The 22,272-nt window shown below is 59.4% G+C and carries 24 protein-coding genes; 14 read left to right on the top strand and 10 right to left on the bottom strand.

Features of this window, described 5'->3' with window-relative positions:
- Position 1: 1 nt before the first annotated feature.
- The gene (locus tag ACR0EF_RS05810; protein ID WP_170338595.1) at positions 2 to 1,006 is read right to left on the bottom strand and encodes a GlxA family transcriptional regulator; all 1,005 of its coding nucleotides are present in this window, start codon (positions 1,004 to 1,006) and stop codon (positions 2 to 4) included.
- A gap of 169 nt (positions 1,007 to 1,175) precedes the next feature.
- Here ACR0EF_RS05810 and ACR0EF_RS05805 point away from each other — a divergent pair, with 169 nt between their 5' ends.
- Positions 1,176 to 2,546 carry a class II 3-deoxy-7-phosphoheptulonate synthase gene (locus ACR0EF_RS05805; protein ID WP_093962074.1) on the top strand — a complete coding sequence of 457 codons (1,371 nt, stop codon included), beginning with the start codon at positions 1,176 to 1,178 and terminating at the stop codon, positions 2,544 to 2,546.
- A 54-nt stretch (positions 2,547 to 2,600) separates the two neighbouring features.
- On the opposite strand, the gene ACR0EF_RS05800 is transcribed toward ACR0EF_RS05805, so the two are convergent.
- On the bottom strand, positions 2,601 to 3,275 hold the full coding sequence (locus ACR0EF_RS05800; protein ID WP_170339153.1) for a PAS domain-containing protein: 675 nt from the start codon (positions 3,273 to 3,275) through the stop codon (positions 2,601 to 2,603).
- Positions 3,276 to 3,512: 237 nt separating this feature from the next.
- Here ACR0EF_RS05800 and ACR0EF_RS05795 point away from each other — a divergent pair, with 237 nt between their 5' ends.
- The 7 genes from ACR0EF_RS05795 (at position 3,513) to phoB (ending at position 8,923) form a co-directional block, all read left to right on the top strand.
- Entirely contained in the window at positions 3,513 to 4,403 is an 891-nt protein-coding gene (locus tag ACR0EF_RS05795) for a YicC/YloC family endoribonuclease (protein ID WP_170371060.1), read from the top strand.
- A 15-nt stretch (positions 4,404 to 4,418) separates the two neighbouring features.
- Positions 4,419 to 5,060, top strand: coding sequence for a guanylate kinase (gene gmk / locus ACR0EF_RS05790; protein ID WP_170357855.1), 642 nt, complete (start codon positions 4,419 to 4,421; stop codon positions 5,058 to 5,060).
- Positions 5,057 to 5,590 carry a gamma carbonic anhydrase family protein gene (locus ACR0EF_RS05785; RefSeq protein ID WP_170367115.1) on the top strand — a complete coding sequence of 178 codons (534 nt, stop codon included), beginning with the start codon at positions 5,057 to 5,059 and terminating at the stop codon, positions 5,588 to 5,590. Before gmk ends, ACR0EF_RS05785 begins: the two co-directional genes overlap by 4 nt.
- Positions 5,591 to 5,606: 16 nt before the next feature.
- On the top strand, positions 5,607 to 6,653 hold the full coding sequence (locus ACR0EF_RS05780; protein WP_170371027.1) for an ATP-binding protein: 1,047 nt from the start codon (positions 5,607 to 5,609) through the stop codon (positions 6,651 to 6,653).
- Between the two features lie 70 nt (positions 6,654 to 6,723).
- Positions 6,724 to 7,503 (top strand): phosphate ABC transporter ATP-binding protein PstB, encoded by a 780-nt coding sequence (pstB, locus tag ACR0EF_RS05775; protein ID WP_260066122.1) that lies wholly within the window; start codon positions 6,724 to 6,726, stop codon positions 7,501 to 7,503.
- 16 nt (positions 7,504 to 7,519) lie between these two features.
- Complete coding sequence (gene phoU, locus ACR0EF_RS05770) at positions 7,520 to 8,221, top strand: phosphate signaling complex protein PhoU (protein ID WP_093962068.1); 702 nt, start codon at positions 7,520 to 7,522, stop codon at positions 8,219 to 8,221.
- 12 nt (positions 8,222 to 8,233) lie between these two features.
- Complete coding sequence (gene phoB / locus ACR0EF_RS05765) at positions 8,234 to 8,923, top strand: phosphate regulon transcriptional regulator PhoB (RefSeq protein WP_170371062.1); 690 nt, start codon at positions 8,234 to 8,236, stop codon at positions 8,921 to 8,923.
- Position 8,924: 1 nt separating this feature from the next.
- Here phoB and ACR0EF_RS05760 read toward each other — a convergent pair whose 3' ends face one another.
- A complete protein-coding gene (locus ACR0EF_RS05760) occupies positions 8,925 to 9,836 on the bottom strand; it encodes a LysR family transcriptional regulator (RefSeq protein WP_170371064.1) in 912 nt (303 codons plus the stop codon).
- Positions 9,837 to 9,932: 96 nt separating this feature from the next.
- Between ACR0EF_RS05760 and ACR0EF_RS05755 the strand changes: the two genes are divergently transcribed.
- Positions 9,933 to 11,162, top strand: coding sequence for an acyl-CoA dehydrogenase (locus ACR0EF_RS05755; RefSeq protein ID WP_170363462.1), 1,230 nt, complete (start codon positions 9,933 to 9,935; stop codon positions 11,160 to 11,162).
- A gap of 130 nt (positions 11,163 to 11,292) precedes the next feature.
- Positions 11,293 to 12,060: an SDR family oxidoreductase gene (locus ACR0EF_RS05750; RefSeq protein ID WP_170371066.1), complete on the top strand. Its 768-nt coding sequence runs from the start codon at positions 11,293 to 11,295 to the stop codon at positions 12,058 to 12,060.
- Here ACR0EF_RS05750 and ACR0EF_RS05745 read toward each other — a convergent pair.
- Together ACR0EF_RS05745 and ACR0EF_RS05740 are read right to left on the bottom strand one after the other, a co-directional pair.
- Positions 12,057 to 12,926 (bottom strand): acyl-CoA thioesterase, encoded by an 870-nt coding sequence (locus ACR0EF_RS05745; RefSeq protein ID WP_170371068.1) that lies wholly within the window; start codon positions 12,924 to 12,926, stop codon positions 12,057 to 12,059. The two genes, ACR0EF_RS05750 and ACR0EF_RS05745, sit on opposite strands and share 4 nt — an antisense overlap.
- A 49-nt stretch (positions 12,927 to 12,975) precedes the next feature.
- A complete protein-coding gene (locus ACR0EF_RS05740) occupies positions 12,976 to 14,193 on the bottom strand; it encodes a serine hydrolase domain-containing protein (RefSeq protein ID WP_170371070.1) in 1,218 nt (405 codons plus the stop codon).
- A gap of 217 nt (positions 14,194 to 14,410) precedes the next feature.
- Between ACR0EF_RS05740 and ACR0EF_RS05735 the strand changes: the two genes are divergently transcribed.
- Positions 14,411 to 15,016, top strand: a complete 606-nt coding sequence (locus ACR0EF_RS05735; RefSeq protein ID WP_170371040.1) for a 2-hydroxychromene-2-carboxylate isomerase — start codon at positions 14,411 to 14,413, stop codon at positions 15,014 to 15,016.
- 4 nt (positions 15,017 to 15,020) lie between these two features.
- Here ACR0EF_RS05735 and ACR0EF_RS05730 read toward each other — a convergent pair whose 3' ends face one another.
- From ACR0EF_RS05730 to ACR0EF_RS05720, 3 genes are read right to left on the bottom strand one after another with little or no spacing between them, the layout of a single operon-like run.
- Positions 15,021 to 15,815 carry an IclR family transcriptional regulator gene (locus ACR0EF_RS05730; protein ID WP_367646386.1) on the bottom strand — a complete coding sequence of 265 codons (795 nt, stop codon included), beginning with the start codon at positions 15,813 to 15,815 and terminating at the stop codon, positions 15,021 to 15,023.
- Positions 15,816 to 15,825: 10 nt separating this feature from the next.
- Complete coding sequence (locus tag ACR0EF_RS05725; RefSeq protein WP_170371072.1) at positions 15,826 to 16,851, bottom strand: phosphotransferase; 1,026 nt, start codon at positions 16,849 to 16,851, stop codon at positions 15,826 to 15,828.
- 32 nt (positions 16,852 to 16,883) lie between these two features.
- The gene (locus tag ACR0EF_RS05720; RefSeq protein ID WP_170363469.1) at positions 16,884 to 17,702 is read right to left on the bottom strand and encodes an SDR family NAD(P)-dependent oxidoreductase; all 819 of its coding nucleotides are present in this window, start codon (positions 17,700 to 17,702) and stop codon (positions 16,884 to 16,886) included.
- A gap of 154 nt (positions 17,703 to 17,856) precedes the next feature.
- On the opposite strand from ACR0EF_RS05720, the gene ACR0EF_RS05715 reads away from it, so the two are divergent.
- From ACR0EF_RS05715 to ACR0EF_RS05705, 3 genes are all read left to right on the top strand, one after another.
- Positions 17,857 to 18,852, top strand: coding sequence for an NADPH:quinone oxidoreductase family protein (locus ACR0EF_RS05715; protein WP_170371074.1), 996 nt, complete (start codon positions 17,857 to 17,859; stop codon positions 18,850 to 18,852).
- A 130-nt stretch (positions 18,853 to 18,982) separates the two neighbouring features.
- Positions 18,983 to 19,432: a type II 3-dehydroquinate dehydratase gene (gene aroQ / locus ACR0EF_RS05710; protein ID WP_170339183.1), complete on the top strand. Its 450-nt coding sequence runs from the start codon at positions 18,983 to 18,985 to the stop codon at positions 19,430 to 19,432.
- Positions 19,432 to 20,184, top strand: a complete 753-nt coding sequence (locus ACR0EF_RS05705; protein ID WP_093962957.1) for a LuxR family transcriptional regulator — start codon at positions 19,432 to 19,434, stop codon at positions 20,182 to 20,184. Before aroQ ends, ACR0EF_RS05705 begins: the two co-directional genes overlap by 1 nt.
- Positions 20,185 to 20,531: 347 nt before the next feature.
- Here ACR0EF_RS05705 and tsf read toward each other — a convergent pair whose 3' ends face one another.
- Positions 20,532 to 21,407, bottom strand: coding sequence for a translation elongation factor Ts (gene tsf, locus ACR0EF_RS05700; protein ID WP_093962057.1), 876 nt, complete (start codon positions 21,405 to 21,407; stop codon positions 20,532 to 20,534).
- A 76-nt stretch (positions 21,408 to 21,483) separates the two neighbouring features.
- Positions 21,484 to 22,263, bottom strand: a complete 780-nt coding sequence (rpsB, locus tag ACR0EF_RS05695) for a 30S ribosomal protein S2 (RefSeq protein ID WP_093962056.1) — start codon at positions 22,261 to 22,263, stop codon at positions 21,484 to 21,486.
- Positions 22,264 to 22,272 lie beyond the last annotated feature (9 nt).

Here is a 22,272-nt window from a genome sequence, read left to right as displayed (position 1 = left end):
GTCAGACCGACAGCCGCCCGCTCTGGGTGCCACGCTCGCGATAGGGCGTGGTGTTGTAATGCGCGCGGTAGCATTTCGAGAAATGGCTGGGGCTGGCAAAGCCGCAAGCCAAGGCCACGTTGATCACGCTCATGTCGGTCTGCATCAGCAGGTTGCGCGCCTTGTGCAGCCGCAGTTCCATGTAATAGCGCTTGGGCGAACGGCTCAGATACCGACGGAACAGCCGCTCGAGCTGGCGGGTCGACATGCCAACATCCTTGGCCAGGATCGAGGGCGAAATCGGCTCCTCGATGTTCTTCTCCATCATCAGGATGACCTGGCTCAGCTTGGGGTGGCGCACACCGATCCGCGTGGGCGTCGACAGGCGCTGGGTGTCCTGATCGGTGCGGATAGAGGAATAGATCATCTGGTCGGCCACGGCGTTGGCCAACTCCTCACCGTAGTCATCGGCAATCAGCTTCAGCATCAGATCGATTGACGAGGTGCCACCGGCTGTTGTCATCCGGTTGCCGTCGATCAGAAAGACGGATTTCGTCAGTTCGACGTTTTCGAACTCTTCCGCAAAGCTGTCGGCGTTTTCCCAGTGGATGGTGGCCCGCTTGCCGTCCAGCAGGCCGGCCTTGGCCAGGGTATAGGCCGCCGTGCACAAGCCACCGATCTTCAAGCCTTTGCGGGCCTCGCGGCGCAGCCAGTTCAGAACCTTTTTGGTGGTCGCCGCCTGAACATCGACGCCGCCACAAACAAGGATCACCTCGTCCCTCTGCAGTTCGTCCAGATCGCGGTCAAGCTCGAACGTCGTCCCGGCCGAGCAGCTGACCACCTCTCCGCCTTCACCGGCCAGCGACCAGGTATAGATCTGCTGATCCGCCATACGATTGGCAATCCGAAGGCTGTCCAGTGCCGAGGCAAAAGACAGCAACGAAAACTTGTCGAGCAACACGAATACGAAATTGAGCGGCTTGGCCGCGCGCTTGTCCACAGTGACAACTTGGCGTTGCTCTTGCATGGCGAACTGTCCTTGATTCGGCGGGCCGAGGCCCAAGGCCTGCGGCGAATTTGACCGACACCATGCTCAAAGCTTGTTTCCGACGTCAAGAGGCGCAAATCGGATATGGTCTCTGGTCTATGGATTTTGTATAGAGACCACCTGAATTACCTCAGCGGAGATCAAAGCTATGACCGAGTGGCAAAAAACGAACTGGCGCAGCAAGCCGCGGGTTCAGATGCCAGACTATACCGACGCGGCCGCGCTGGCCAAAGTCGAGGCCAAGCTTTCGCAGTATCCCCCGCTGGTTTTTGCGGGCGAGGCCCGGCGTCTCAAACAGCATTTGGGCGCGGCCGGCCGTGGCGAGGCCTTCCTGCTGCAGGGCGGGGACTGCGCCGAAAGCTTCGACCAGTTCAGCGCCGATGCGATCCGCGACACCTTCAAGGTGATGCTGCAGATGGCGATGGTTCTGACCTATGGTGCCAAGGTTCCGGTGGTCAAGGTGGGCCGTATGGCCGGCCAGTTTGCCAAGCCGCGCAGCGCGCCGACCGAAGTGGTCGATGGCGTGGAGCTGCCCAGCTACCGTGGTGACATCATCAACGAACTGGCCTTCACGCCCGAGGCGCGTATCCCGAACCCGGAAAAGATGCTGCAGGCCTATACCCAGGCCGCGGCTACTCTTAACCTGCTGCGCGCGTTCTCGACCGGCGGTTTCGCGGACATGAGCCGTGTGCATTCCTGGACCTTGGGCTTCACCAACGAACAGGACGTGCAGAAGTATTCCGAGATCGCCGACCGCATTCAGGACACGATCGACTTCATGGAGGCCGCCGGCATCACCGCGGATACCACGCATGAATTCTCGACCGTCGAGTTCTACACCAGCCACGAAGGACTGCTGTTGGAGTATGAAGAAGCGCTGACGCGACTGGATTCGACTTCGGGCAAATGGCTGGCCGGCTCGGGCCATATGATCTGGATCGGCGACCGCACCCGTCAGCCCGACGGCGCGCATGTCGAATTCTGCCGCGGCGTGCTGAACCCGATCGGCCTGAAATGCGGCCCGACCACCACGGCCGAGGACCTCAAGGTTCTGATGTCCAAGCTGAACCCGGACAACGAAGAAGGCCGTCTGACCCTGATCGCGCGCTTCGGCGCGGGCAAAGCGGGCGAGCACCTGCCGCGCCTGATCAAGGCCGTCAAGGAAGAGGGCGCCAAGGTGACCTGGGTCTGCGACCCGATGCACGGCAACACGATCAAGTCGGCCACCGGCTACAAGACCCGGCCGTTCGAATCGGTCCTGCGCGAGGTGCGGGATTTCTTCGGCGTGCATCAGGCCGAGGGCACGATCCCCGGCGGCGTGCATTTCGAGATGACCGGTCTGGACGTGACCGAATGCACCGGCGGCGTCCGCGCCGTCAGCGAAGAGGACCTGTCGGACCGCTACCACACCGCCTGCGACCCGCGTTTGAACGCATCGCAGTCGCTGGAGCTGGCGTTCCTGGTGGCTGAAGAGCTGACCAACCTGCGCCGTGACCGAAAGGACCGCGCGGCAAGCTGAGGCATGTCGGATTGAAACGCAAACGGCGGGCCCTCGGGTCCGCCGTTCTGCTTTTTACTCGTCGCGAGAGAAGACCAGCCGCAGGTGTTTCGCCGGTCTCTGGAAATCGGCCTGATCCTCGGCAAAGCCCGCCTCGAAAAGCCGGCTGTTGTGGGCCTGATCCTGAATGTTCACCAGTGTGCGGATCCGAGTGTCCTCGATTCCGAACCGTCGCGGCGTAGCGCCTATCGTGCCATCGCTGACCATCACACCCAGCACCCGGCTGACATCCCCCAGATCGCTTCTGAGGGGCAACAGGATCATGTGGGCCTGCAGCCGCGTCCGGCCGAGCTTGCCTTTTGAAACAAGGCTGAACTCACCGATCGCCGGAGCGGCGAACACCTCTTCCAGGGCCTCTGACACCTGATCACGGGCGCTGGGATCAAAGAAGGCGGTCAGAGGCATTCCGCGCACCTCCATCCCCGCGATCTTGTTCAGATGGCTTCCCGCCAGTCGAAACCGAGCGAGGCCGGGCGCGATGCGTTCCAGAATGAATGTGTATTCCAGAATGTTTTCGAGGCCGCGTGGGTCGATCTGGGAACGCTTGGGAACGCCGTCGCCGCTCAGCAGCGCGGTCCAATACGCCTCGGCCTGACGGATGGGGGACAGACTGCGCCCACTGTCAAAGCGATCCATTGCGATGATCTTTCCAGCTTTCGACCCGGAACCATTCCAGAAGAAGGTTTTCATTACCATGCACCTCGTGTCGATTGGCGGCCATCCGGTCCGTGCGCCATGCAAAGCGATAGCGGCCGACCCATCCTTCGACTGACAGATTGACACGGGTTTATTCAATTTTGGACCAAATCTTTAAGGAATGGTTAACTTCTTGCGATGAATTGCACATCCGGCAAGGTCTTGCCCTATGGGGTACGATAGCTTTAGGTGCAGCAGAGCAAGGCTGCGCAGCAGTGGGAAAGGGCAGGCATGATCAAATCCATGACCGGTTTTGCATCCGGAAAGGGCGCATTGGGGCCGCACAGCTGGAGCTGGGAACTGCGCAGTGTCAACGGCAAGGGTCTGGACATGCGGTTGCGGGTGCCGGACTGGCTGACGGGACTTGAGGCTGCGCTGCGCGCGGATATGTCCAAACAGATCAGCCGGGGCAACGTGACGTTGAGCTTGCGCGTTGCCCGCGAAGAAACCGCCGCCGAACTGAAGCTGAACGAAGGCGCAATGAGCGCCGCGCTGGATGCGTTGGCGCAGGCCGAGGAATTGGCGGTCACCAAGGGCGTCGCGCTTGCACCGTCAAAGGCCAGCGATCTGCTGATGCTCAAGGGTATGCTGGACGCGGCAGCCGAAGACGACGATCCCGCGCCGCTGGTCGAGGCGTTGAAATCCGAATTTGGCAGTCTGCTGGCCGAGTTTGTGACAATGCGCCGGGATGAGGGGCAAGCCCTGGCTTCCGTCCTGTCTGCCCAGTTGGATCAGATCCAGACCCTGACCGAGCAGGCCACCGAGCTGGCCGAGCGGCGCAAGGAAGCCATGGCCGACACTCTGCGCCAAAACCTTGCGCGGGTCATCGAAAACAGCCAGGGCGCCGATCCCGACCGGGTGGCGCAGGAGTTGGCCCTGATCGCGGTCAAGGCGGACATCACCGAAGAACTGGACCGCCTGGCCGCGCATGTCGTAGCCGCGCGCACTCTGCTGGAGCAGGAGGCCCCGGTCGGCCGCAAGCTGGATTTCCTGATGCAGGAGTTCAACCGCGAGGCCAACACGCTGTGCTCCAAATCCCAGAATTCGGACCTGACAACGATCGGCCTGGAGTTGAAGGCGGTGATCGATCAGTTGAGAGAGCAGGTTCAAAATGTTGAATAAGCAAGGAAAAGTGTAATGGCGGATCGCCGCGGTCTACTCATCATCCTTTCGTCGCCCTCGGGTGCCGGAAAATCCACTTTGGCCCGTCGCCTGATGGAGTGGGACACCGATCTCGAGTTTTCGATCTCGGCCACTACCCGCGCCCCACGCCCGGGCGAGGAACATGGACGCGAATACTATTTTCTCAGCGAAGATGATTTCCGCCAGCAGGTGTCAAATGGGCAGATGCTGGAACATGCCCATGTGTTCGGCAATTTCTACGGCTCACCAGCTGGTCCAGTTCGCGAAGCGATCCAGAGCGGGCGGGACGTGCTGTTTGACGTGGACTGGCAGGGTGAAGTGCAGATCCGGAATTCCGAGCTGGGCAAACATGCTTTGTCCATTTTCATTCTACCGCCATCGATCAAAGAGCTGCGCCGCCGGCTTGAAACCCGCGGTCAGGACAGCGCCGACGTCATTTCCAAGCGCATGATGAAAAGCTGGGACGAAATCAGCCATTGGGGCTACTACGACTATGTGTTGATCAATGACGATCTGGCCGCAACCGAGGAAAAGCTGAAGACGATCGTCAGCGCCGAGCGGATGCGCCGTATTCAGCAGCCCCGATTGCAGGATCACGTCCGCGCCTTGCAATACGAATTCGAGAGCATGTCATGACCATTTACGCATTGGGACAGGACGTCCCGCAGATCCACGAAGACAGCTGGGTTGCGCCGGACGCGAACCTGATCGGCAAAGTCGTCCTGGAGCGAGGTGCATCCGTCTGGTTCGGGTGCACGATCCGAGCCGATCACGAAGAAATCCGCGTGGGCGAGGGCAGCAACGTTCAGGAGAACTGCGTGATGCATATCGACGCCGGTTTTCCTCTGACGATCGGAAAGAATTGCACCATCGGCCACAAAGTGATGCTGCATGGCTGCACTATCGGTGACAACAGCCTGATTGGTATGGGAGCCATCGTCCTGAACGGCGCGAAGATCGGCCGGAACTGCCTGATCGGGGCAGGGGCCCTGATCACGGAAGGCAAGGAGATCCCCGACAACTCGCTGGTGATGGGAGCCCCTGGCAAGGTGGTCCGGCAACTGGACGAGGCGGCGGCCCGGCGGATCACGTTCAGCGCGCTCCACTATCAAGAGAACATGCGCAAGTTCCGGGAAACGCTGACGCCCGTTTCGCCCGTCGCATAGGTCCTGTGAACCGGTCATGAGCAACGAACTGCTTGCCGAAGTCGTCTCTGCTTTGCCGATGCCCGCATTGATGGTCGATCAGACCGAGCGGATCATCGCCTCGAACGCGGATGCGCGTGCGCTGTTGGGCCGAAACATCGACGGTCGCCATTTTGCGACGATCCTGCGACAGCCGCAGGTCATCGAAGCGATGGAGACAAGCTTGCGGAGCAAGGGGCCGGCCAACAGCCGGCATCTGGCGAACGACGGCGCACAGGACACTGCGTTTCAGGTCCACTGTCGGTACATGCAGGGCGTTGGCGCGGTTTCCGGTGGCGCGGTTCTGGCAACGTTCATGGATGTGACCCACCTTGAACAGGCCAGCCAGATGCGCCGTGACTTCGTTGCCAATGTCAGCCACGAACTTCGTACCCCACTGACCGCTCTGATGGGCTTCATCGAGACCTTGCAAGGACCGGCGAAGGATGACGCGGCGGCCCGAGACAGATTCCTGAAGATCATGACAGCCGAGGCCAACCGGATGAATCGCCTGGTCGGTGACCTGCTGTCGTTGAATCGGGTCGAAAGCGAAGAGCGCATTCGGCCAAGGCAGCAGATTGAACTCATCGAGCTGCTGCGCGTGACGCTCGAGACGTTGCGCCCCTTGGCGGATGACGCGGGCGTTTCCCTGTCTCTAAGCGCCCCGGATAACCCCGTTCGCCTTCCGGGCGACAATGACCAGCTGCGGCAGGTTTTCACAAACCTTGTTGAAAACGCGATCAAATATGGCGGCAGCGGTGGCAGTGTCGATGTGCAAGTCTCGGTCTCAGATCAGGATACCGCGATCCGGGGACCGGCCGCCCGGGTGAGGGTCATCGACAAAGGCCCTGGCATTGATCCGGTTCATCTGCCTCGACTTACCGAACGGTTTTACCGCGCCGACAGCCACCGCTCGCGCGAATTGGGGGGTACGGGGCTGGGCCTGGCTATCGTCAAGCACATCATCAACCGCCACCGCGGCCGGTTGCGAGTGGAAAGTGATTTGGGAAAGGGCGCGGTGTTCACCGTCATTTTGCCCATGTAAGACCGGCGCGTGATAGGCTAGGAACGGTCAAGCCGAGTACTCGGACCAAAAAACGAAGGACCCGCCACCCGTGGATAGCGCATTGGAAACCGAAACCCTCAAGGTCTCAGCCAGGAACGTGAACGTGTTCTATGGTGACACGCACGCCATCAAGGACGTGAATGTAGAAATCCAGGACAAGACCGTTACGGCGTTCATTGGGCCCTCGGGGTGCGGCAAGTCTACCTTTTTGCGGTGTCTGAACCGGATGAACGACACCATCGACATCTGTCGGGTCGAGGGTGAAATCCGCCTGGATGGGGAAGACATCTATGACAAGCGGATCGACCCCGTGCAACTGCGCGCCAAGGTCGGCATGGTGTTTCAGAAACCCAACCCTTTTCCAAAGTCGATCTATGACAACATCGCATACGGCCCGCGCATTCATGGTCTGGCCAAGACCAAGGCCGAACTTGACGAGATCGTCGAGAAATCCTTGCGCCGCGGCGCCATCTGGGACGAGGTGAAGGATCGCCTGGATGCCCCTGGTACTGGTTTGTCAGGAGGGCAACAACAGCGCCTGTGTATCGCACGCGCCATCGCCACGGCACCCGAAGTTCTGTTGATGGACGAGCCCTGTTCGGCACTGGACCCGATTGCCACCGCCCAGGTCGAAGAGCTGATCGATGAACTGCGTGAGAGGTTTTCGGTCGTGATCGTCACCCATTCGATGCAACAGGCGGCGCGCGTCAGCCAGAAAACGGCTTTTTTTCACTTGGGCAATCTTGTCGAGTTCGGTGATACCGCCCAAATCTTCACCAACCCCGAAGACCCGCGTACCGAAAGCTACATCACCGGCCGCATCGGCTGAGAACAGGTAAATGACCATGAGCGAACAACATATTGCATCTGCCTTCGACCGCGATCTTGAGGCGGTTCAAGCCCACATCATGAAAATGGGTGGTCTGGTCGAAGCCGCGATCACAGGTGCGGCCCGTTCGCTGGAAACGCGGGACGAGGAGCTTGCACAGCAGGTGCGGCAGGGCGACAAGGCGATTGATGCGCTTGAGGACCTGATCAATGAGGAAACCGCCCGGGTGATCGCTCTGCGGGCGCCCACCGCCGGCGACCTGCGGTTGGTGCTGTCGGTTCTCAAGGTTTCGGCCAACCTGGAACGCATCGGCGATTACGCAAAGAACATCGCCAAGCGCACCACCATTCTGGTCGAGGCCAACCAGATCGGCGGCAGCACCGCCGCACTGCGACGCATGGCGCGCGAGGTCGAGCGTATGCTGCGGGACGCATTGGATGCCTATATTCAACGGGATGCTGAACTGGCCCGTGACGTCATCGATCGGGACCAGGAAGTGGACCAGATGTACAACGGCCTGTTCCGCGAGTTGCTGACCTTCATGGCAGAAGACCCGCGCAACATCACGGCCTGCATGCATCTGCATTTCATCGCCAAGAACATCGAGCGGATGGGCGACCACGTCACTGCCATCGCCGAACAGGTTATCTATCTGGTGACCGGCGAACGGCCTACCGAAGCGCGCCCGAAAGCAGACAACACCTCGCAATCTCTGTAGGGGGTGGCCGGCATGCCGACGGGCCAGCCGACTATCCTGATCGTCGATGATGAGCCCGCGCTGCGCGAGGTGCTGGCCTACAACATGCAGTCCGCCGGGTACGAAGTGGTTCAGGCGGCAAGCGGCGAAGAAGCCCTGGTGTTGGTTCAAGAGGTGGCGCCTGATCTGATCGTGCTTGACTGGATGATGCCCAATCTCAGCGGGATTGAGCTGTGTCGTCAGCTAAAGGCGCGCCCGCAGACCCGCGCGATTCCGATCATCATGCTGTCGGCGCGGTCCGATGAGGCGGACAAGGTGCGCGGTTTGGAGACGGGGGCCGATGACTATGTGGCCAAACCGTATTCGATGGCGGAATTGATGGCGCGGATCCGAGCTCAACTGCGTCGGGTACGCCCTGCGGCGGCTGCGGAGACCCTAGAATATCACGACATCGTCGTGGACCTCGAAAGCCACAAGGCCAGTCGGGCGGGCAAGCCGCTCCGGATGGGGCCAACCGAATTCCGGCTGCTTTGCACCTTCATGGAAAAGCCGGGGCGCGTGTTCAGTCGCGATCAGCTATTGGACCGTGCCTGGGGGCGCGACGTCTATGTCGATTCCCGCACCGTGGATGTCCATATTGGTCGACTGCGCAGGGCGTTGACGGCGTTTGGCGGATCCGACCCCCTCCGAACGGTGCGAGGTGCTGGATACGCGCTGGATTAGCCTATCTGGGCAGAGTTTCGTCGTTTTGGGCCTGAGACGCCAACCAGTGACGGAAGTGCCGAAGTGTCGGATCTTCGGACTTTGAGCTTGGCCAGACCAGGAAATAGGCCCCCATGGTTTCAACCGGATCCTTGCAGGCTGCAACAAGCCTGCCGGTCGCCAGGTCTTGCTCGATCAGATAGTTGGGCAGCAGGGCGACGCCCAGCCCATGCAGGGCGGCTTGATTGATGGTCGTGAATTGATCGTGCACCGTGCCGGGCAGGGCGCCTGAATGCTGAACGCCCATTTGCTTGAACCATTCTTGCCAGGCGCGCGGGCGGGTCTGGATGTGAAGCAGAGGCAGTTTCAGCAATTCGCGCGGATCGTCCGGCGCGCCTCCTGGCAGCAGCGAGGGGGCACATACCGGCAGAACCCTTTCCACCTTCAGCAGCAGACGCTCGGTTCCGGGCCAATCTGGTTCCCCGAAATGTAACGCGGCATCAAAGGGTTCTGATGAGAAGTTGAACGGCCTCAGGCGCGTGGACATGTTGATCGTGATGTCAGGATGCAAACGGGCGAAATCCGGCAGCCGTGGAACCAGCCAACGCATTCCGAATGTCGGCAGGATTGCCAGATTTAGCGTTCCACCCACTGGCGCGACGTGCAGTTTCAGGGAGGCCTGCGCAATTTGGTTCAGACCTTGTCGTATTTCCGCGACATAGTCCTGCGCCACCGGCGTCAACGCCAATCGCTTCTTGTCACGCAGAATGAGCTGCACGCCCAGTTGGGTCTCGAGCGTCTGCAGTTGCCGGCTGACGGCGCTCTGGGTCAGCGCAAGCTCTTCCGCGGCGGCCGAGGCGGACCCCAGCCTGTCCAATGCTTCGAGCGCGCGAAGCGAAGAAATTGACGGAAAAAGTCGACGAGGCGTATCCATCTATGCGTTTTACTCATGAAAACTTGCAAATGTCTCGCTGTTTTTTGCGTAAATTGCAGGGTAGGGTGCGTATGAACTTCAGTTTGGAGCCAGAAGATGAACGCCCCCGACACCAAACCTGCATTGCGCGCAAAGGATGCGCCCGATCTTGGCCGCTTTACCTGGGACGATCCGTTCCGCCTGTCTGATCAACTGACCGAGGATGAACGCCTGATCGCCGACAGCGCGCGTGCGTATGCGCAGGAAAAGCTGCAGCCTCGGGTAACTCAGGCGTTTCAGAACGAGGAAACCGATCCTGAAATCTTCCGTGAGATGGGCGAAATGGGCCTGCTGGGCACCACCATTCCCGAAGAATACGGCGGGATTGGCGCCGGTTACGTAACCTACGGTCTTGTCGCGCGCGAGGTCGAACGTGTGGATTCCGGCTATCGCTCGATGATGTCGGTGCAAAGCTCGCTGGTGATGTATCCGATCTATGCCTATGGCAGTGAAGAGCAGCGCCGGAAATACCTGCCGAAACTGGCCAGTGGAGAATGGATCGGTTGCTTTGGTCTGACCGAACCGGATGCGGGGTCTGATCCGGCAGGCATGAAAACCCGGGCGGAAAAGATCGACGGCGGCTACCGTCTGACCGGCAGCAAGATGTGGATTTCCAACGCGCCAATTGCCGATGTGTTTGTTGTCTGGGCCAAGTCCGATGCGCATGACGGAAAGATCCGCGGCTTCGTACTGGAAAAAGGCGCCAAAGGTCTGAGCGCGCCCAAGATCCAAAACAAGCTTAGCCTGCGCGCGTCAATCACCGGCGAAATCGTGATGGATGGTGTGGAGGTCGACGAAAGTGCCTTGCTGCCGCATGTCCAGGGCCTGAAAGGGCCGTTCGGATGCCTGAACCGAGCACGCTATGGCATTAGTTGGGGCGTCATGGGGGCCGCAGAATGCTGCTGGCACGCGGCGCGTCAGTATGGATTGGATCGCAAGCAGTTCAATCGTCCTTTGGCGCAGACACAGTTATTCCAGAAGAAGCTGGCGGACATGCAGACTGAAATCGCGTTGGGTTTGCAGGCCAGCCTGACAGTCGGACGGTTGATGGACAAAGCCGAAGCCGCGCCTGAGATGATCTCGATCATCAAGCGGAACAATTGCGGCAAGGCGTTGGATATCGCGCGGATGGCGCGGGACATGCATGGTGGCAACGGGATCTCGTTGGAGTTCCAAGTCATTCGCCACATGGTCAACCTTGAGACCGTCAATACCTACGAGGGCACGCATGATGTTCATGCGTTGATCCTGGGGCGGGCGCAGACTGGGTTGCAGGCCTTCTACTGATCTGCAGCCTACAGTTCGCGTAATCGGTATTATGTAAATAAAACTGCAAGGCCTGGCACCGCTACGTTCGCATTGGCGGTGCTATTTCAACCTGTTACGGTCCTGTGTGAAACCAAGACAGGATGCGCTGATGGACCTTCAAGGAAAAGTCGTAGTTGTTACCGGTGCAGCCAAAGGCATCGGCAAAGGTATGGCGACGCGCTTCGCGGCGGACGGCGCGCGTGTGATCTGTGCGGATATCGATGAAGCCGGCGCCGAAGCCGTCGCCCGGGAGATTGGCGGGCATTCGTTCAAATGCGATGTCGCCGACGAACACGAAATCCAGAAAATGATCGAAAGCGTCGAATTCAGCATCGGCCCCATTGATCTGTTCTGCGCCAACGCCGGCATCCTGACGCTTGGCGGTCTCGATGTTCCCGATGCGCATTGGGATAGGATCTGGAAGATCAACGTCATGTCTCATGTGTGGACGGCCCGCCATCTGGTGCCGCGGATGATTGCGCGCGGCGGCGGCTACATATTGATCACGGCTTCCGCTGCGGGGCTGCTCAACCAGCCCGGAGCCGCGCCATACGGAGTCACCAAACATGCGGCGGTTGGTTTCGCGGAATGGCTGGCTTTGACCTATGCCGACAAAGGCATCCGGGTTTCGGTCTTGTGTCCTCAGGCCGTCCGATCGGAAATGACCAAAGGGTTTGAAGACTCAGTTGCCGCGATTGATGGCATGCTTGAACCCGAGGACGTGGCACAGGCTTGTGTCGAGGCCATTGGCACCGAGACCTTTCTGATTCTGCCGCATCCGCAGGTTCTGGATTACATGCGCTTGAAAACCGCCGATTACGACCGTTGGATTTCAGGAATGAACAAGTTGAATCAGCAGTTTGCAGGCGATACCTAGTCTTTCTTGCGGGCGCGGCGCAGAAGGCCTTCCTGCGCGACGGAGGCGACCAAGGTACCGTCCTGCGCATAGATTGACCCGCGGTTGAAGCTGCGTCCCTGCCCCGTCCATGGCGACTCCATGGAATAGAGATGCCAGTTCTGGAAATGAACCGGTGCATGAAACCAGATCGCGTGATCCAGGCTCGCGCCATTAATTTCGCCCGTGAACCAGCTCAACCCGTGCGGCCGCATGCCGGAACTCAGCAGCGCCATGTCCGAGGCATAGGCCAGCAACAGGTGTTGGGTCACGTGATCAGCCTGTTCCGCTGCTCCCATGCGGAACCACAGATGGTTTCGGTCGTCGCTTTTCTCGGGCTGAAATATGTCCAAGGGATCAATCTCGCGCACCTCGATCGGACGTTCGCGCAGCAATTCGGCGCGCAGCCTTTCGGGAACGTGGTTCAGGTATTTTCGCCGCAATTCATCGCGGGACGGTTGCGTTTCGGGCGATGGGACATCAGGCATCGCGTGCTGATGGTTCCAGCCTTCATCCTGAATGTGGAACGAGGCCGACATGTTGAGGATCTGCTTGCCGTGCTGGATTGCCACCACGCGCCGTGTGGTGAACGATCCGCCATCCCGCGCGCGATCTACCTGATAGATAACCGGAATTTCCGGATCTCCCGGACGGATGAAATAGGCATGTAGCGAATGGCAAAGGCGGTCTTCGACCGTTCGGTACGCGGCCGCCAGAGCCTGCGCAATGACCTGACCACCGAAGATCCGCGTGGGCGTTTCACCGCCGGACCCGGTGCCTCGGAACAAGTCTACCTCAAGGCGTTCAATGTCCAGCAAATCCAACAGGATGCGTTCGGCTTCGGTCATTCGACTCTCTCTGGTTCTGTTCGTGATCGGCCTAGCAGGCCCGCGCGGGTCATTCAATGAGGGCGGCGTGAACCAGGGCTTTGAGTTCTGAGCGTGACGGGTAGGAGCTGGAGGGCGATAGCTGTGTAAAGAAAACAGCCGACAGGTCGTTCTTTTGGTCGACCCAGAAAAAGGTCGACGCCATTCCGCCCCAACTGAAGTCTCCTACCGATCCAGGGGTACGTGCACGGCCCGGGTCCAAAACCACAGCGCCGCCAAGCCCGAACCCCATGCCGTCCATCGGCTGTTCGGCAAAGCTTTGAGGCCCCATGGACGCGATGTCGCCCGGCAAGTGGTTGCGCATCATGAAATCCACCGTGCTCGGGCCCAGCAGTCGTTGATCACCCACCTGCCCTTTGGCGCGCAGCATCTCGGCGAAACGGGCAAAATCGTCGATCGTGCTGACCAGCCCACCACCGCCGGAAAACAGCGTGGCCGCTTCGAATGGCGAGTTTCCGGCCTGATCCACCAATCGCAACGTTTCGCCGCCGGACCTGGCCGCGTTCAGGGCCATCGCGTCTCCCTCGAGCGGTGTGTACAGCGAGGCGAACCGGTCCCCTGCCCCTTTGGGAACCGAAAACCCGGTTTCGGCCATCCCAAGCGGCCCAAAGATCTCGTCGGCAAAGAATTGGTCCAAACTCCTGCCGGACACGACTTCGACCACGCGTCCGATAACGTCGATGCCAACCGAGTACTCCCAGCGGCTGCCGGGTTGAAATGCCAGCGGCAATGCAGCCACGGCCCGAACCTGATCGGCCAGCAGACCCTGGTCCGGTTTGAACATCAGGTCCTGAGCATCCATTGCGGCAGGCAGAACGCCCGGATTGAACGGATAGCTTAGCCCGCTGGTGTGGGTCAGCAGTTGATGCAGGGTCGGCGGCGTCGAGTCTTCTGTTTGATCAATGGATTGCGCGTCTTTCCGCAACGCCTTCATTTCGGCAAATTCCGCCAGAAACTCGGACACCGGCGCCTCAAGGTGCATCAGACCTTGTTCTACCAACATCATCAGCGCTGTCGTGGTCACCGGCTTGGTCATCGAGTAGATGCGAACCAAGGTCTCGCGGTCGAACGGCAAATCACTCTCGAGACTGCGCAATCCGCAATCGTGAAAGAAAACTTCGCGCCCGTGCTGCTTCAACAGAAAGGCGCACCCGGGGTATTTTCGTTCGTCCACATACCTTTGCATCCATGTCCGAATGCGGTCCAGCCTCGTCCGATCAAACTGCATTGGCCGAAATTTCCCCGCTTTTTCTTTCACCTACGCGCAATCCTGCCGTCCCGTGGCAAAGAAAAACAGCCCAAAAACACAGCCGGCGAAAATTGCCGGGCGAGCGGTCTGCAAGTCTGCTCTCGGCCACGACCCGCGACGCTGCTAGACTGAAGGCGTTCTGGATTCGTGATTTGCAGCCGTTACCCCTGAATTCGCCACCGGCCGGAGGTGCCAGATGACGCAGAACGTGGAATTCGTATACGACTTTTGCAGCCCGAACGCTTACCTCGCTCATAAGGTTTTGCCAGATCTCGCCGCGCGCCACGGGGCCGCGATTCGCTTTGTGCCCGTTCTTCTGAGCACAGTTTTCAAGGCTACCAACAACCAGAGCCCATTTCGGGCGTTCTCGGAAAATCGGAAGAAATCGGCGTATCTGACCCATGACCTGCACCGCTTTGCGCGGCGGCGCGGCCTGAACTTTCATATGAGTCCCTATTTTCCGCTGAACACGAAGTTCGCCATGCGTGGGGCGGTCGCGGCGATAGGAAAATCTTGGGAAAATAGATATGTAGACGCCGTCTTTGATGCAATATGGGTGCACGGACAGAAAATTGACGACCTGAATGTGTTGACCGACATCATTCAGGAACGTGACCTGCCCGTACGAAAAATCCGTGAGGCGATCACCGGCGATCTGGCAAAGCAGACTCTGAAGGATCAGACAAAAGCGGCCATTCGCCGCGGAGTTTTCGGGGTGCCCTGCCTGTTTGTCGGGTCTGAGATGTTTTTTGGTAAGAACAGCCTGGCCAACGTAGAACTTGAACTTGAGGCGTTGCACTGAGGTTTCATGGACGCAGTCCCAATTGCCGGGCGGCATCTATCAGCTTGTGCGCGTGGTCTCCTTCAAGCTCTTCCGGGGTCACGTAAAAGCTGGGTCCGCCGATATTCAATCCAAATACCCGCCCGTCGCTGGCGGTGGACACCGGAACGGAAATGGCATGGACGTCGTCCCGCCACAGAGAATATCCGGTACAATAACTTTGTGTATCGTATTCATCCAACGCGGTTTTTATCGAGTCGCGCAGGTGATTTTCGGGCAGGTTCAGATCGCGTCGAGCAGCGTAAATCGCCGTTTCCCTTTGATCCTCGGTCATGCCAACCAGAATGGCCCGCCCCATGGCCGAGGAGAACAACGGCAGCCGGGATCCGACATGCATGGTAAGCGCCACGTTCTGCGTCGACCTACTGACCGCGACGTATACGACCTCGGCCCGATGTGCTTCGCCCAGGGCGGCCGTCAGGTACGGATTGGCTCCATCGCGCAGTTCCCTCAGCACCTCGACGGCACGCTCGCATATGTCAGCCGCACCCAGAACTCCGAATCCCAGCCGCAGCACTCCGACGCCAAGCCGATACGAACCGCCTGCGTGATCCTGAACAAGGTAACCCAGTTGGCACAGCGTATGGGTCAACCGCGAGATCGTTGGCTTGGGCAGACCCGTGCGTTCAGCAAAATCCGTGTTGGTCAGGGCGGTTTCGCCGTGGCGAAAACACCGCAGCAGCTCAAGCCCCCGCGCCAGTGCAGTGACGAAGTTCCGATCCTTGCCAGTGTCGGCGCTAGGTGATGTCTCGGATACCACGCCTGCCCCTCTATCCCAGCGCTGCAAGGCCATGTTTGGCGAACATCGGCACATAGGCTCCGAATGCGCGCGCCCGGGCCGGATCGGATGCATTCCCGTCCAGGGCGCGTTTGTAGACCCCTTGGAGAATTCCGGCCATGCGGAAGAAATTGAACGCAAGATAGAAACCGAAATTGTCGATCCCCGGCAATCCGCGCCGCTGACAGTATGAGGCGATGAACTGCTGATCGCTGGGCAGCCCAAGGCTGCTTCGGTCAACACCAGCCAGCCCTCGACCCTCTTTGCCCGGCGGCATCTGCCATTGCATGATTACGGCCGCCAGATCGGCATAGGGATGGCCGATGGTGGACAACTCCCAATCCAGAACCCCGATGCAGCGGGTGCCGTCCCGCTCGAACATCAGATTGTCGATGCGATAGTCGCCATGAACCAGCGTTCGTTGGCCATCATCCGCCGGGATCGAGCTTTCCAGCGCGTCGATCAGCGCATCCATGTCGGCAACCGTTTCGGTTTCCGAGGCGCGATACTGTTTGGTCCAGCGCGCGATCTGGCGTTCAAAGTAGTTGCCGGTCGGTCCGTAGTCGGACAGGCCCACTGCGTCGATGTCGACCATGTGCAATTCGGTCAGAACCCGGTTCATCTCATCCAGAACGGCGCTACGGGTTTCGTTGGTTTCGCCCTTCATGGTCGGTTCCAAAAAATTCCGGCCGTCCAGACGCTCCATGACATAGAAGACAGAGCCGATAATGCTGTCATCCTCGCACAGCACGTACATGCGCGGCACCGGTACTTTGCTGTGCGCCAACGCTGTCTGAACACGGAATTCGCGGTCTACTGCGTGGGCGGATTTCAGCAGAACTCCGGGCGGCTTGCGCCGCAGAACATAGGATTTGCCAGGCGTGCGCAGTTCGTAGGTCGGATTGGACTGACCCACCGTGAACTTCGTCGCCTCAAGCGGACCGGCATAGCCTTGCAGGTTGGCGCGCAGATAGTCATCTACGGCGACAAGGTCGAGAGTGTTCGGGTCATCGCTCATGCGATCGGCCTCGCTTGATACTGGACCGGGTTTCACAGGGCATCGGCAAAGATGTTTCCTCCGGTCAGAACGTTGATACCACCCGAGACCGGGATCACGGCGCCGGTCACGTAACTGCCGCCGCGTCCGCTGAGGAACAGCATACAGCCCGCGATGTCCTCGTCGCGCCCGACACGGCCCAGCGGGACCGACTTGCCCACTTTCTCGCGTTTTTCCTCGTCAGCGGTGGCAAAGGCGGTCATGCGCGAAACGAACGGTCCCGGTGCCAGAGCATTCACAGTCACGCGGTAGGGCGACAGCTCCTTTGCCATGATCTTGGTCAGATGGATGACGGCCGCCTTCGACGCGGAATAGCTGTAGGCGCCATCTCCCATGGGAACCTCTCCCATCACCGATGCGACGTTGATCACCCGTGCAGGATCATCGTCCGAACCCGATTGCATCAGCAGAGGAAGCAGCTTCTGGGTCAGATGAAAGATGCCGGCGACATTCACGGACATGACTTTGTCCCAGGCGTCATAGGGAAACTGTCCCATTGGCGCGCCCCACGAAACGCCGGCATTGTTCATAAGGATATCAAGCTTTTGGGTGCGGTTGTTCACCTCTTCGACCAGCGCATCAATACCGGCCTCGCTGCTGACGTCACCGGCAAACCCTTCGGCGGTTCCGGGCGCATCCAGCGCGTTCAGTTCGGCGGCCACAGCTTCGCAGGCTTCGCCCTTGCGCGAAGCGATCAGCACCCGCGCTCCCGCGCGCAGCAGAGCCTCGGCTGCCATCCGACCAATGCCGGTCGCGCCGCCCGTGACCAGAGCAGTCTTGCCCGCTAGCGAAAATAAGTTCTCCGGTTTCATCAGCCTCTCCCCATAATTCGTTTTTGTTGCGTCCTGAGTTCTATTTCAGGTCGGGTTAGTTTCACTGTGCAGAATTGCATTTCACATCTGCCTTGACAACATAGTGTCAGGACCCGACCTTCGGGCCAACAAATGGCGGAGATCGGAAAACGAAATGCAAGCATTACTCAGCGTCGCCCCGGGTGGTCCGGAAACACTTGAACTGACCACCCTGCCCGATCCAACGCCCAAAAAGGGTCAGGTACTGATCTGGGTACGTGCGGCAGGCGTGAATTTTCCGGACACGCTGATCATCCGCGATTTGTACCAGATGAAACCACCGCGCCCCTTCGCGCCCGGAGGAGAGGTGTCGGGCGATGTGATCGCCGTTGGAGATGGTGTTTCCGATCTGAAGGTCGGTGACCGCGTTCTGGCCCTGACAGGCCACGGAGGTTTCGCCGAGCAGCTGTGCATTCCGGCCGCCAGCGCCGTTCCGATCCCGGAGTCCATGCCGTACGAGGATGCGGCTTGTTTCATCTTCACCTACGGAACGTCCTACCATGCGCTGAAGGATCGCGCCGGGCTCAAGGGCGGTGAGACCTTGTTGGTTCTTGGGGCCGCCGGTGGTGTCGGCTCGGCCGCGGTTGAGTTGGGCAAAGCGATGGGCGCGCGTGTAATTGCCGCGGTGTCCACGGAAGACAAGGCTCAGTTTTGCAAGGATTTGGGCGCTGATGAGACGATCGTCTACTCCAAAGAGATGACGCGAGAGGCGCAAAAAGCGTTCTCGTCAGAAATCAAGAAGCTGGCGGGCGGTGATGGCGTTGATGTGGTCTATGATGCGGTTGGCGGCGACTACGCCGAGCCAGCATTGCGCGCGATGGCCTGGAAGGGGCGGTTTCTGGTCGTTGGCTTTCCGGCCGGTATCCCCAACATCCCGTTGAATCTGCCTTTGCTCAAAGGCTGTGAGATCGTCGGCGTGTTCTGGGGCGCGTCCGTATTCCGCGATCCGGCCGGACATGCCGAAAACTTGCGGGAACTGTTTGCCATGTATCATGGCGGCAAGATCAAGCCGCGTATCAGCGCCCGCTTTTCCTTGCCCCGCGCCGCCGAAGCTTTGGAGATGTTGGGCGACCGGTCGGTTCTCGGCAAAGTTGTCGTATCCATCGACTAGGAACGACATTCACGGTCGTTTCACCGCCTGTCCCCAAGACCGGACCTGCGCCCGCTCGCCTCATGAGAGCAAAGCCGGTAGACGCGTTTTCAATTCGCGGCTATGAAACAGGTATGGGGACAGAAAAATAATGCGTAGTATTCTTGTATTGAACGGACCGAACCTGAACCTGTTGGGCACACGGCAGCCCGAGGTTTACGGTCATACCACCTTGAAGATGATCGAAGACTTGTGCGTTTCGCATGGCGCATCGATCGGGTTGCGTGTCGAGTGCGCTCAATCAAACCATGAAGGTGTGTTGATCGATGCCATCCACGCCGCGCGCGGGACCCATGACGGGATCGTTCTGAATGCCGGCGCGTATACCCACACGTCAATAGCATTGATGGATGCCATTTCGTCAGCTCAATTGCCGGTGGTCGAGGTTCACCTGTCCAATATCCACGCCCGCGAGGCATTTCGGCACAAGTCCTACATCTCGGCCGTCGCCATCGGGCAGATCTGCGGCTTTGGCGCTCAAAGCTATGTTCTGGCGCTGGAAGCGCTGGCCGCGCATCTTCAGGAGGGTGGCGGCGCATGATGACGCTCAAGGAATACCTCAACTTTCTGAGCTATGTGAAAACCCTCGAGGAGCTTTGGGCCGCGCACACCGAACAGATGGCCAAGTATGGTTTTGACCGCCTGTTGTACGGACACACACAATACCGCACCCAAACGTCTTTGGGCGACCCCGAAGATTTCGTGATCCTGACCAATCACTGCAAGGAATACATGGACGGTTTCCTTCGGGATGGTCTGTATTTCCATGCGCCCATGCTGAAATGGGCGCTGGATCACGAAGGGGCCGCAAGCTGGAGCATGATCCGCGAGATGATGTCCAGCGGCACGATGACCAACGAAGAACGCAAGGTGTATGAGTTCAATCGCTCGAAAGGGATCACCGTCGGCTACACGATCAGTTTCACTTCGGTGTCCATGCGGTCGAAGGGGGCAATTTCGCTGGCCGCTCTGAACCGCAGCCAGGACGAGATGGACGAGATGTGGGCCGAGCATGGCGATGACATCCTGCTGATGAACAACATCGCCCACCTCAAGATCCTGACCCTGCCCTACAATCCCCCGAACCGCGCATTGACCAAGCGGCAGCGTGAGGCTCTGGAATGGGTGGGTGACGGCAAAACGACCCAAGACATTGCCCTGCTGATGGGACTGACCTCGGCGACTGTTGAAAAACACCTCAGGCTGGCGCGCGAGGCTCTCTCCGTCGAGACGACTGCACAGGCGGTTTTGAAGGCTTCGCTGCAGAATCAGATGTTCGTCATGGAGGTCTGAATCCGCTGTCGCGCGGCAGTTGACCTTAGGTAAGGAATACATGACTTCCTAAAACTGCGCAGAAATTGCACATTGATCCTGTTCCGTGAGTGGTGGCTTTAGCCAAGGAACATTTGGACGGATCTTTGTATTGCCAAGGCTCTCCGTTCGCTCTGACAAAGGGCGCTTATTCGTCCGCGTGCCGATGTCGGAAATTTTGGGGGGCCTCGACCATCCCCATCTTGCGGGGCCCTCCAATTACTCCTCTGATCAATCGGAAAATTCGCCAAGAAAAAAACCGGTCGCGCGTCGCGCAACCGGTTTCGGGTGTTTTTGGTTCAGCCCGGAAAACCCGGGCTGAACAGGCGTCAGCCCTGAGCCGCTTTGGCGACTTCGGCAGCAAAGTCTTCTTTTTCGACCACGATGCCTTCGCCAACTTCCAGGCGAACAAAACCGGTGATGGTTGCGCCGGCTTCCTTGGCCGCTGCTTCCACGGTCAGGTCGGGGTTCACAACGAACTGCTGGCTCAGCAGGGTCGATTCCGCGACGAATTTCTTCATGCGGCCCTCGATCATCTTTTCGATGACCTGCTCGGGCTTGCCGGACTCGCGCGCGATATCCATCTGGACCTGCTTTTCTTTTTCGACAACGGCCGGATCCAGGTCGGCTTCGGACAGAGCGGCCGGGTTCACGGCTGCGATGTGCATCGCGACTTGCTTGCCGATGGCTTCATCGCCGCCCGACAGAGCAACCAGAACACCGATCTTGCCCATGCCGTTGGTTGCGGCGTTGTGGACATACGAGACCACGGTGTCGCCCGACAGTTTGGCCATGCGGCGGACCGACATGTTTTCGCCGATGGTGGCGATCTTGTCGGTCAGCGTGTCGGCAACCGACTTGCCGCCCAGATCAGCGGCCAGCAGTTCCTCAACCGAGTCAACGCCCTGGGCTGCATAGGTGATCTTGCCGACCATTTCCTGGAACTCGGCGTTCTTCGCGACAAAGTCGGTTTCCGAGTTCACTTCGACAGCAACACCGTTGCCACCTTCGACGTGAACGGCAACCAGGCCTTCTGCTGCGGTACGGCCGGATTTCTTTGCGGCCTTCGCCAGACCTTTGGTGCGCAGCCAGTCAACGGCCTCGTCCATGTTGCCGCCGGTTTCGGTCAGCGCTTTTTTCGCGTCCATCATGCCTGCGCCGGTCGAGTCGCGCAGTTCTTTCACCATTGCTGCAGTGATTGCCATCTCTTGGCTCTCCTCAATTCAAACGGAATTGGGGCAGGTCTACCCTGCCCCATATGTCATTTACGTGACGGGCAGCTTACGCTTCGGCCGACGCTTCGGCTTCTTCTGCAACGGCTTCTTCAACCGGTGCTTCTTCGAACTCGCCCAGGTCGACGCCGGCGGCGCCCAGCTGAGCCGTCATGCCGTCCAGTGCAGCGCGTGCGGCCAGGTCGCAATACAGTGCGATTGCACGGGCAGCATCGTCGTTGCCGGGGATGATGTAGTCCACACCATCCGGCGAGCAGTTGGTGTCGACGACGGCCACAACCGGGATACCCAGCTTGTTGGCTTCGGCGATGGCCAGGGCTTCCTTCTTGACGTCGATGACGAACAGCAGGTCAGGAACGCCGCCCATCTCGCGGATGCCGCCCAGCGAAGCCTGCAGCTTGGCCTGGTCACGCTCCATGCCCAGACGCTCTTTCTTGGTCAGGCCTTCAGCGCCCGATTCCATGGCTTCGTCGATCTGGTTCAGACGGTTGATCGACTGGGAAACGGTTTTCCAGTTGGTCAGCGTGCCGCCGAGCCAGCGGTGGTTCATGTAATACTGGGCCGATTTTTCAGCGGCTTCGGCGATCGGCTGTGCTGCCTGACGCTTGGTGCCGACAAACAGAACGCGGCCACCTTTGGCGACGGTGTCACGTACCGCCTGCAGCGCCTGGTCCAGCATCGGAACGGTCTGGGTCAGGTCCATGATGTGGATGCCGTTGCGTGCGCCATAGATGAAAGGCGCCATGCGGGGGTTCCAACGCTGTGTCTGGTGACCAAAGTGAACGCCAGCTTCCAGCAGCTGACGCATGGTGAACTCGGGAAGAGCCATGCTATGTTT

The sequence above is a fragment of the Ruegeria sp. CG8 genome (genome assembly GCF_056537165.1).
The sequence above is the reverse complement of the archived record's forward strand: the minus strand, read 5'-3'. Positions and strand labels throughout refer to the sequence as shown.

Coding starts and splice junctions, on each gene's coding strand:
- ACR0EF_RS05795 (WP_170371060.1), top strand. CDS start 3,513: ATGATCAAATCCATGACCGGTTTTGCATCCGGAAAGGGCGCATTGGGG.
- ACR0EF_RS05735 (WP_170371040.1), top strand. CDS start 14,411: ATGACGCAGAACGTGGAATTCGTATACGACTTTTGCAGCCCGAACGCT.
- ACR0EF_RS05760 (WP_170371064.1), bottom strand. CDS start 9,836: ATGGATACGCCTCGTCGACTTTTTCCGTCAATTTCTTCGCTTCGCGCG.
- ACR0EF_RS05785 (WP_170367115.1), top strand. CDS start 5,057: ATGACCATTTACGCATTGGGACAGGACGTCCCGCAGATCCACGAAGAC.
- phoU (WP_093962068.1), top strand. CDS start 7,520: ATGAGCGAACAACATATTGCATCTGCCTTCGACCGCGATCTTGAGGCG.
- ACR0EF_RS05740 (WP_170371070.1), bottom strand. CDS start 14,193: ATGCAGTTTGATCGGACGAGGCTGGACCGCATTCGGACATGGATGCAA.
- ACR0EF_RS05780 (WP_170371027.1), top strand. CDS start 5,607: ATGAGCAACGAACTGCTTGCCGAAGTCGTCTCTGCTTTGCCGATGCCC.
- ACR0EF_RS05810 (WP_170338595.1), bottom strand. CDS start 1,006: ATGCAAGAGCAACGCCAAGTTGTCACTGTGGACAAGCGCGCGGCCAAG.
- ACR0EF_RS05755 (WP_170363462.1), top strand. CDS start 9,933: ATGAACGCCCCCGACACCAAACCTGCATTGCGCGCAAAGGATGCGCCC.
- ACR0EF_RS05705 (WP_093962957.1), top strand. CDS start 19,432: ATGACGCTCAAGGAATACCTCAACTTTCTGAGCTATGTGAAAACCCTC.
- rpsB (WP_093962056.1), bottom strand. CDS start 22,263: ATGGCTCTTCCCGAGTTCACCATGCGTCAGCTGCTGGAAGCTGGCGTT.
- phoB (WP_170371062.1), top strand. CDS start 8,234: ATGCCGACGGGCCAGCCGACTATCCTGATCGTCGATGATGAGCCCGCG.
- ACR0EF_RS05745 (WP_170371068.1), bottom strand. CDS start 12,926: ATGACCGAAGCCGAACGCATCCTGTTGGATTTGCTGGACATTGAACGC.
- ACR0EF_RS05720 (WP_170363469.1), bottom strand. CDS start 17,702: ATGAAACCGGAGAACTTATTTTCGCTAGCGGGCAAGACTGCTCTGGTC.
- ACR0EF_RS05715 (WP_170371074.1), top strand. CDS start 17,857: ATGCAAGCATTACTCAGCGTCGCCCCGGGTGGTCCGGAAACACTTGAA.
- ACR0EF_RS05805 (WP_093962074.1), top strand. CDS start 1,176: ATGACCGAGTGGCAAAAAACGAACTGGCGCAGCAAGCCGCGGGTTCAG.
- aroQ (WP_170339183.1), top strand. CDS start 18,983: ATGCGTAGTATTCTTGTATTGAACGGACCGAACCTGAACCTGTTGGGC.
- ACR0EF_RS05800 (WP_170339153.1), bottom strand. CDS start 3,275: ATGAAAACCTTCTTCTGGAATGGTTCCGGGTCGAAAGCTGGAAAGATC.
- gmk (WP_170357855.1), top strand. CDS start 4,419: ATGGCGGATCGCCGCGGTCTACTCATCATCCTTTCGTCGCCCTCGGGT.
- ACR0EF_RS05725 (WP_170371072.1), bottom strand. CDS start 16,851: ATGAGCGATGACCCGAACACTCTCGACCTTGTCGCCGTAGATGACTAT.
- tsf (WP_093962057.1), bottom strand. CDS start 21,407: ATGGCAATCACTGCAGCAATGGTGAAAGAACTGCGCGACTCGACCGGC.
- ACR0EF_RS05750 (WP_170371066.1), top strand. CDS start 11,293: ATGGACCTTCAAGGAAAAGTCGTAGTTGTTACCGGTGCAGCCAAAGGC.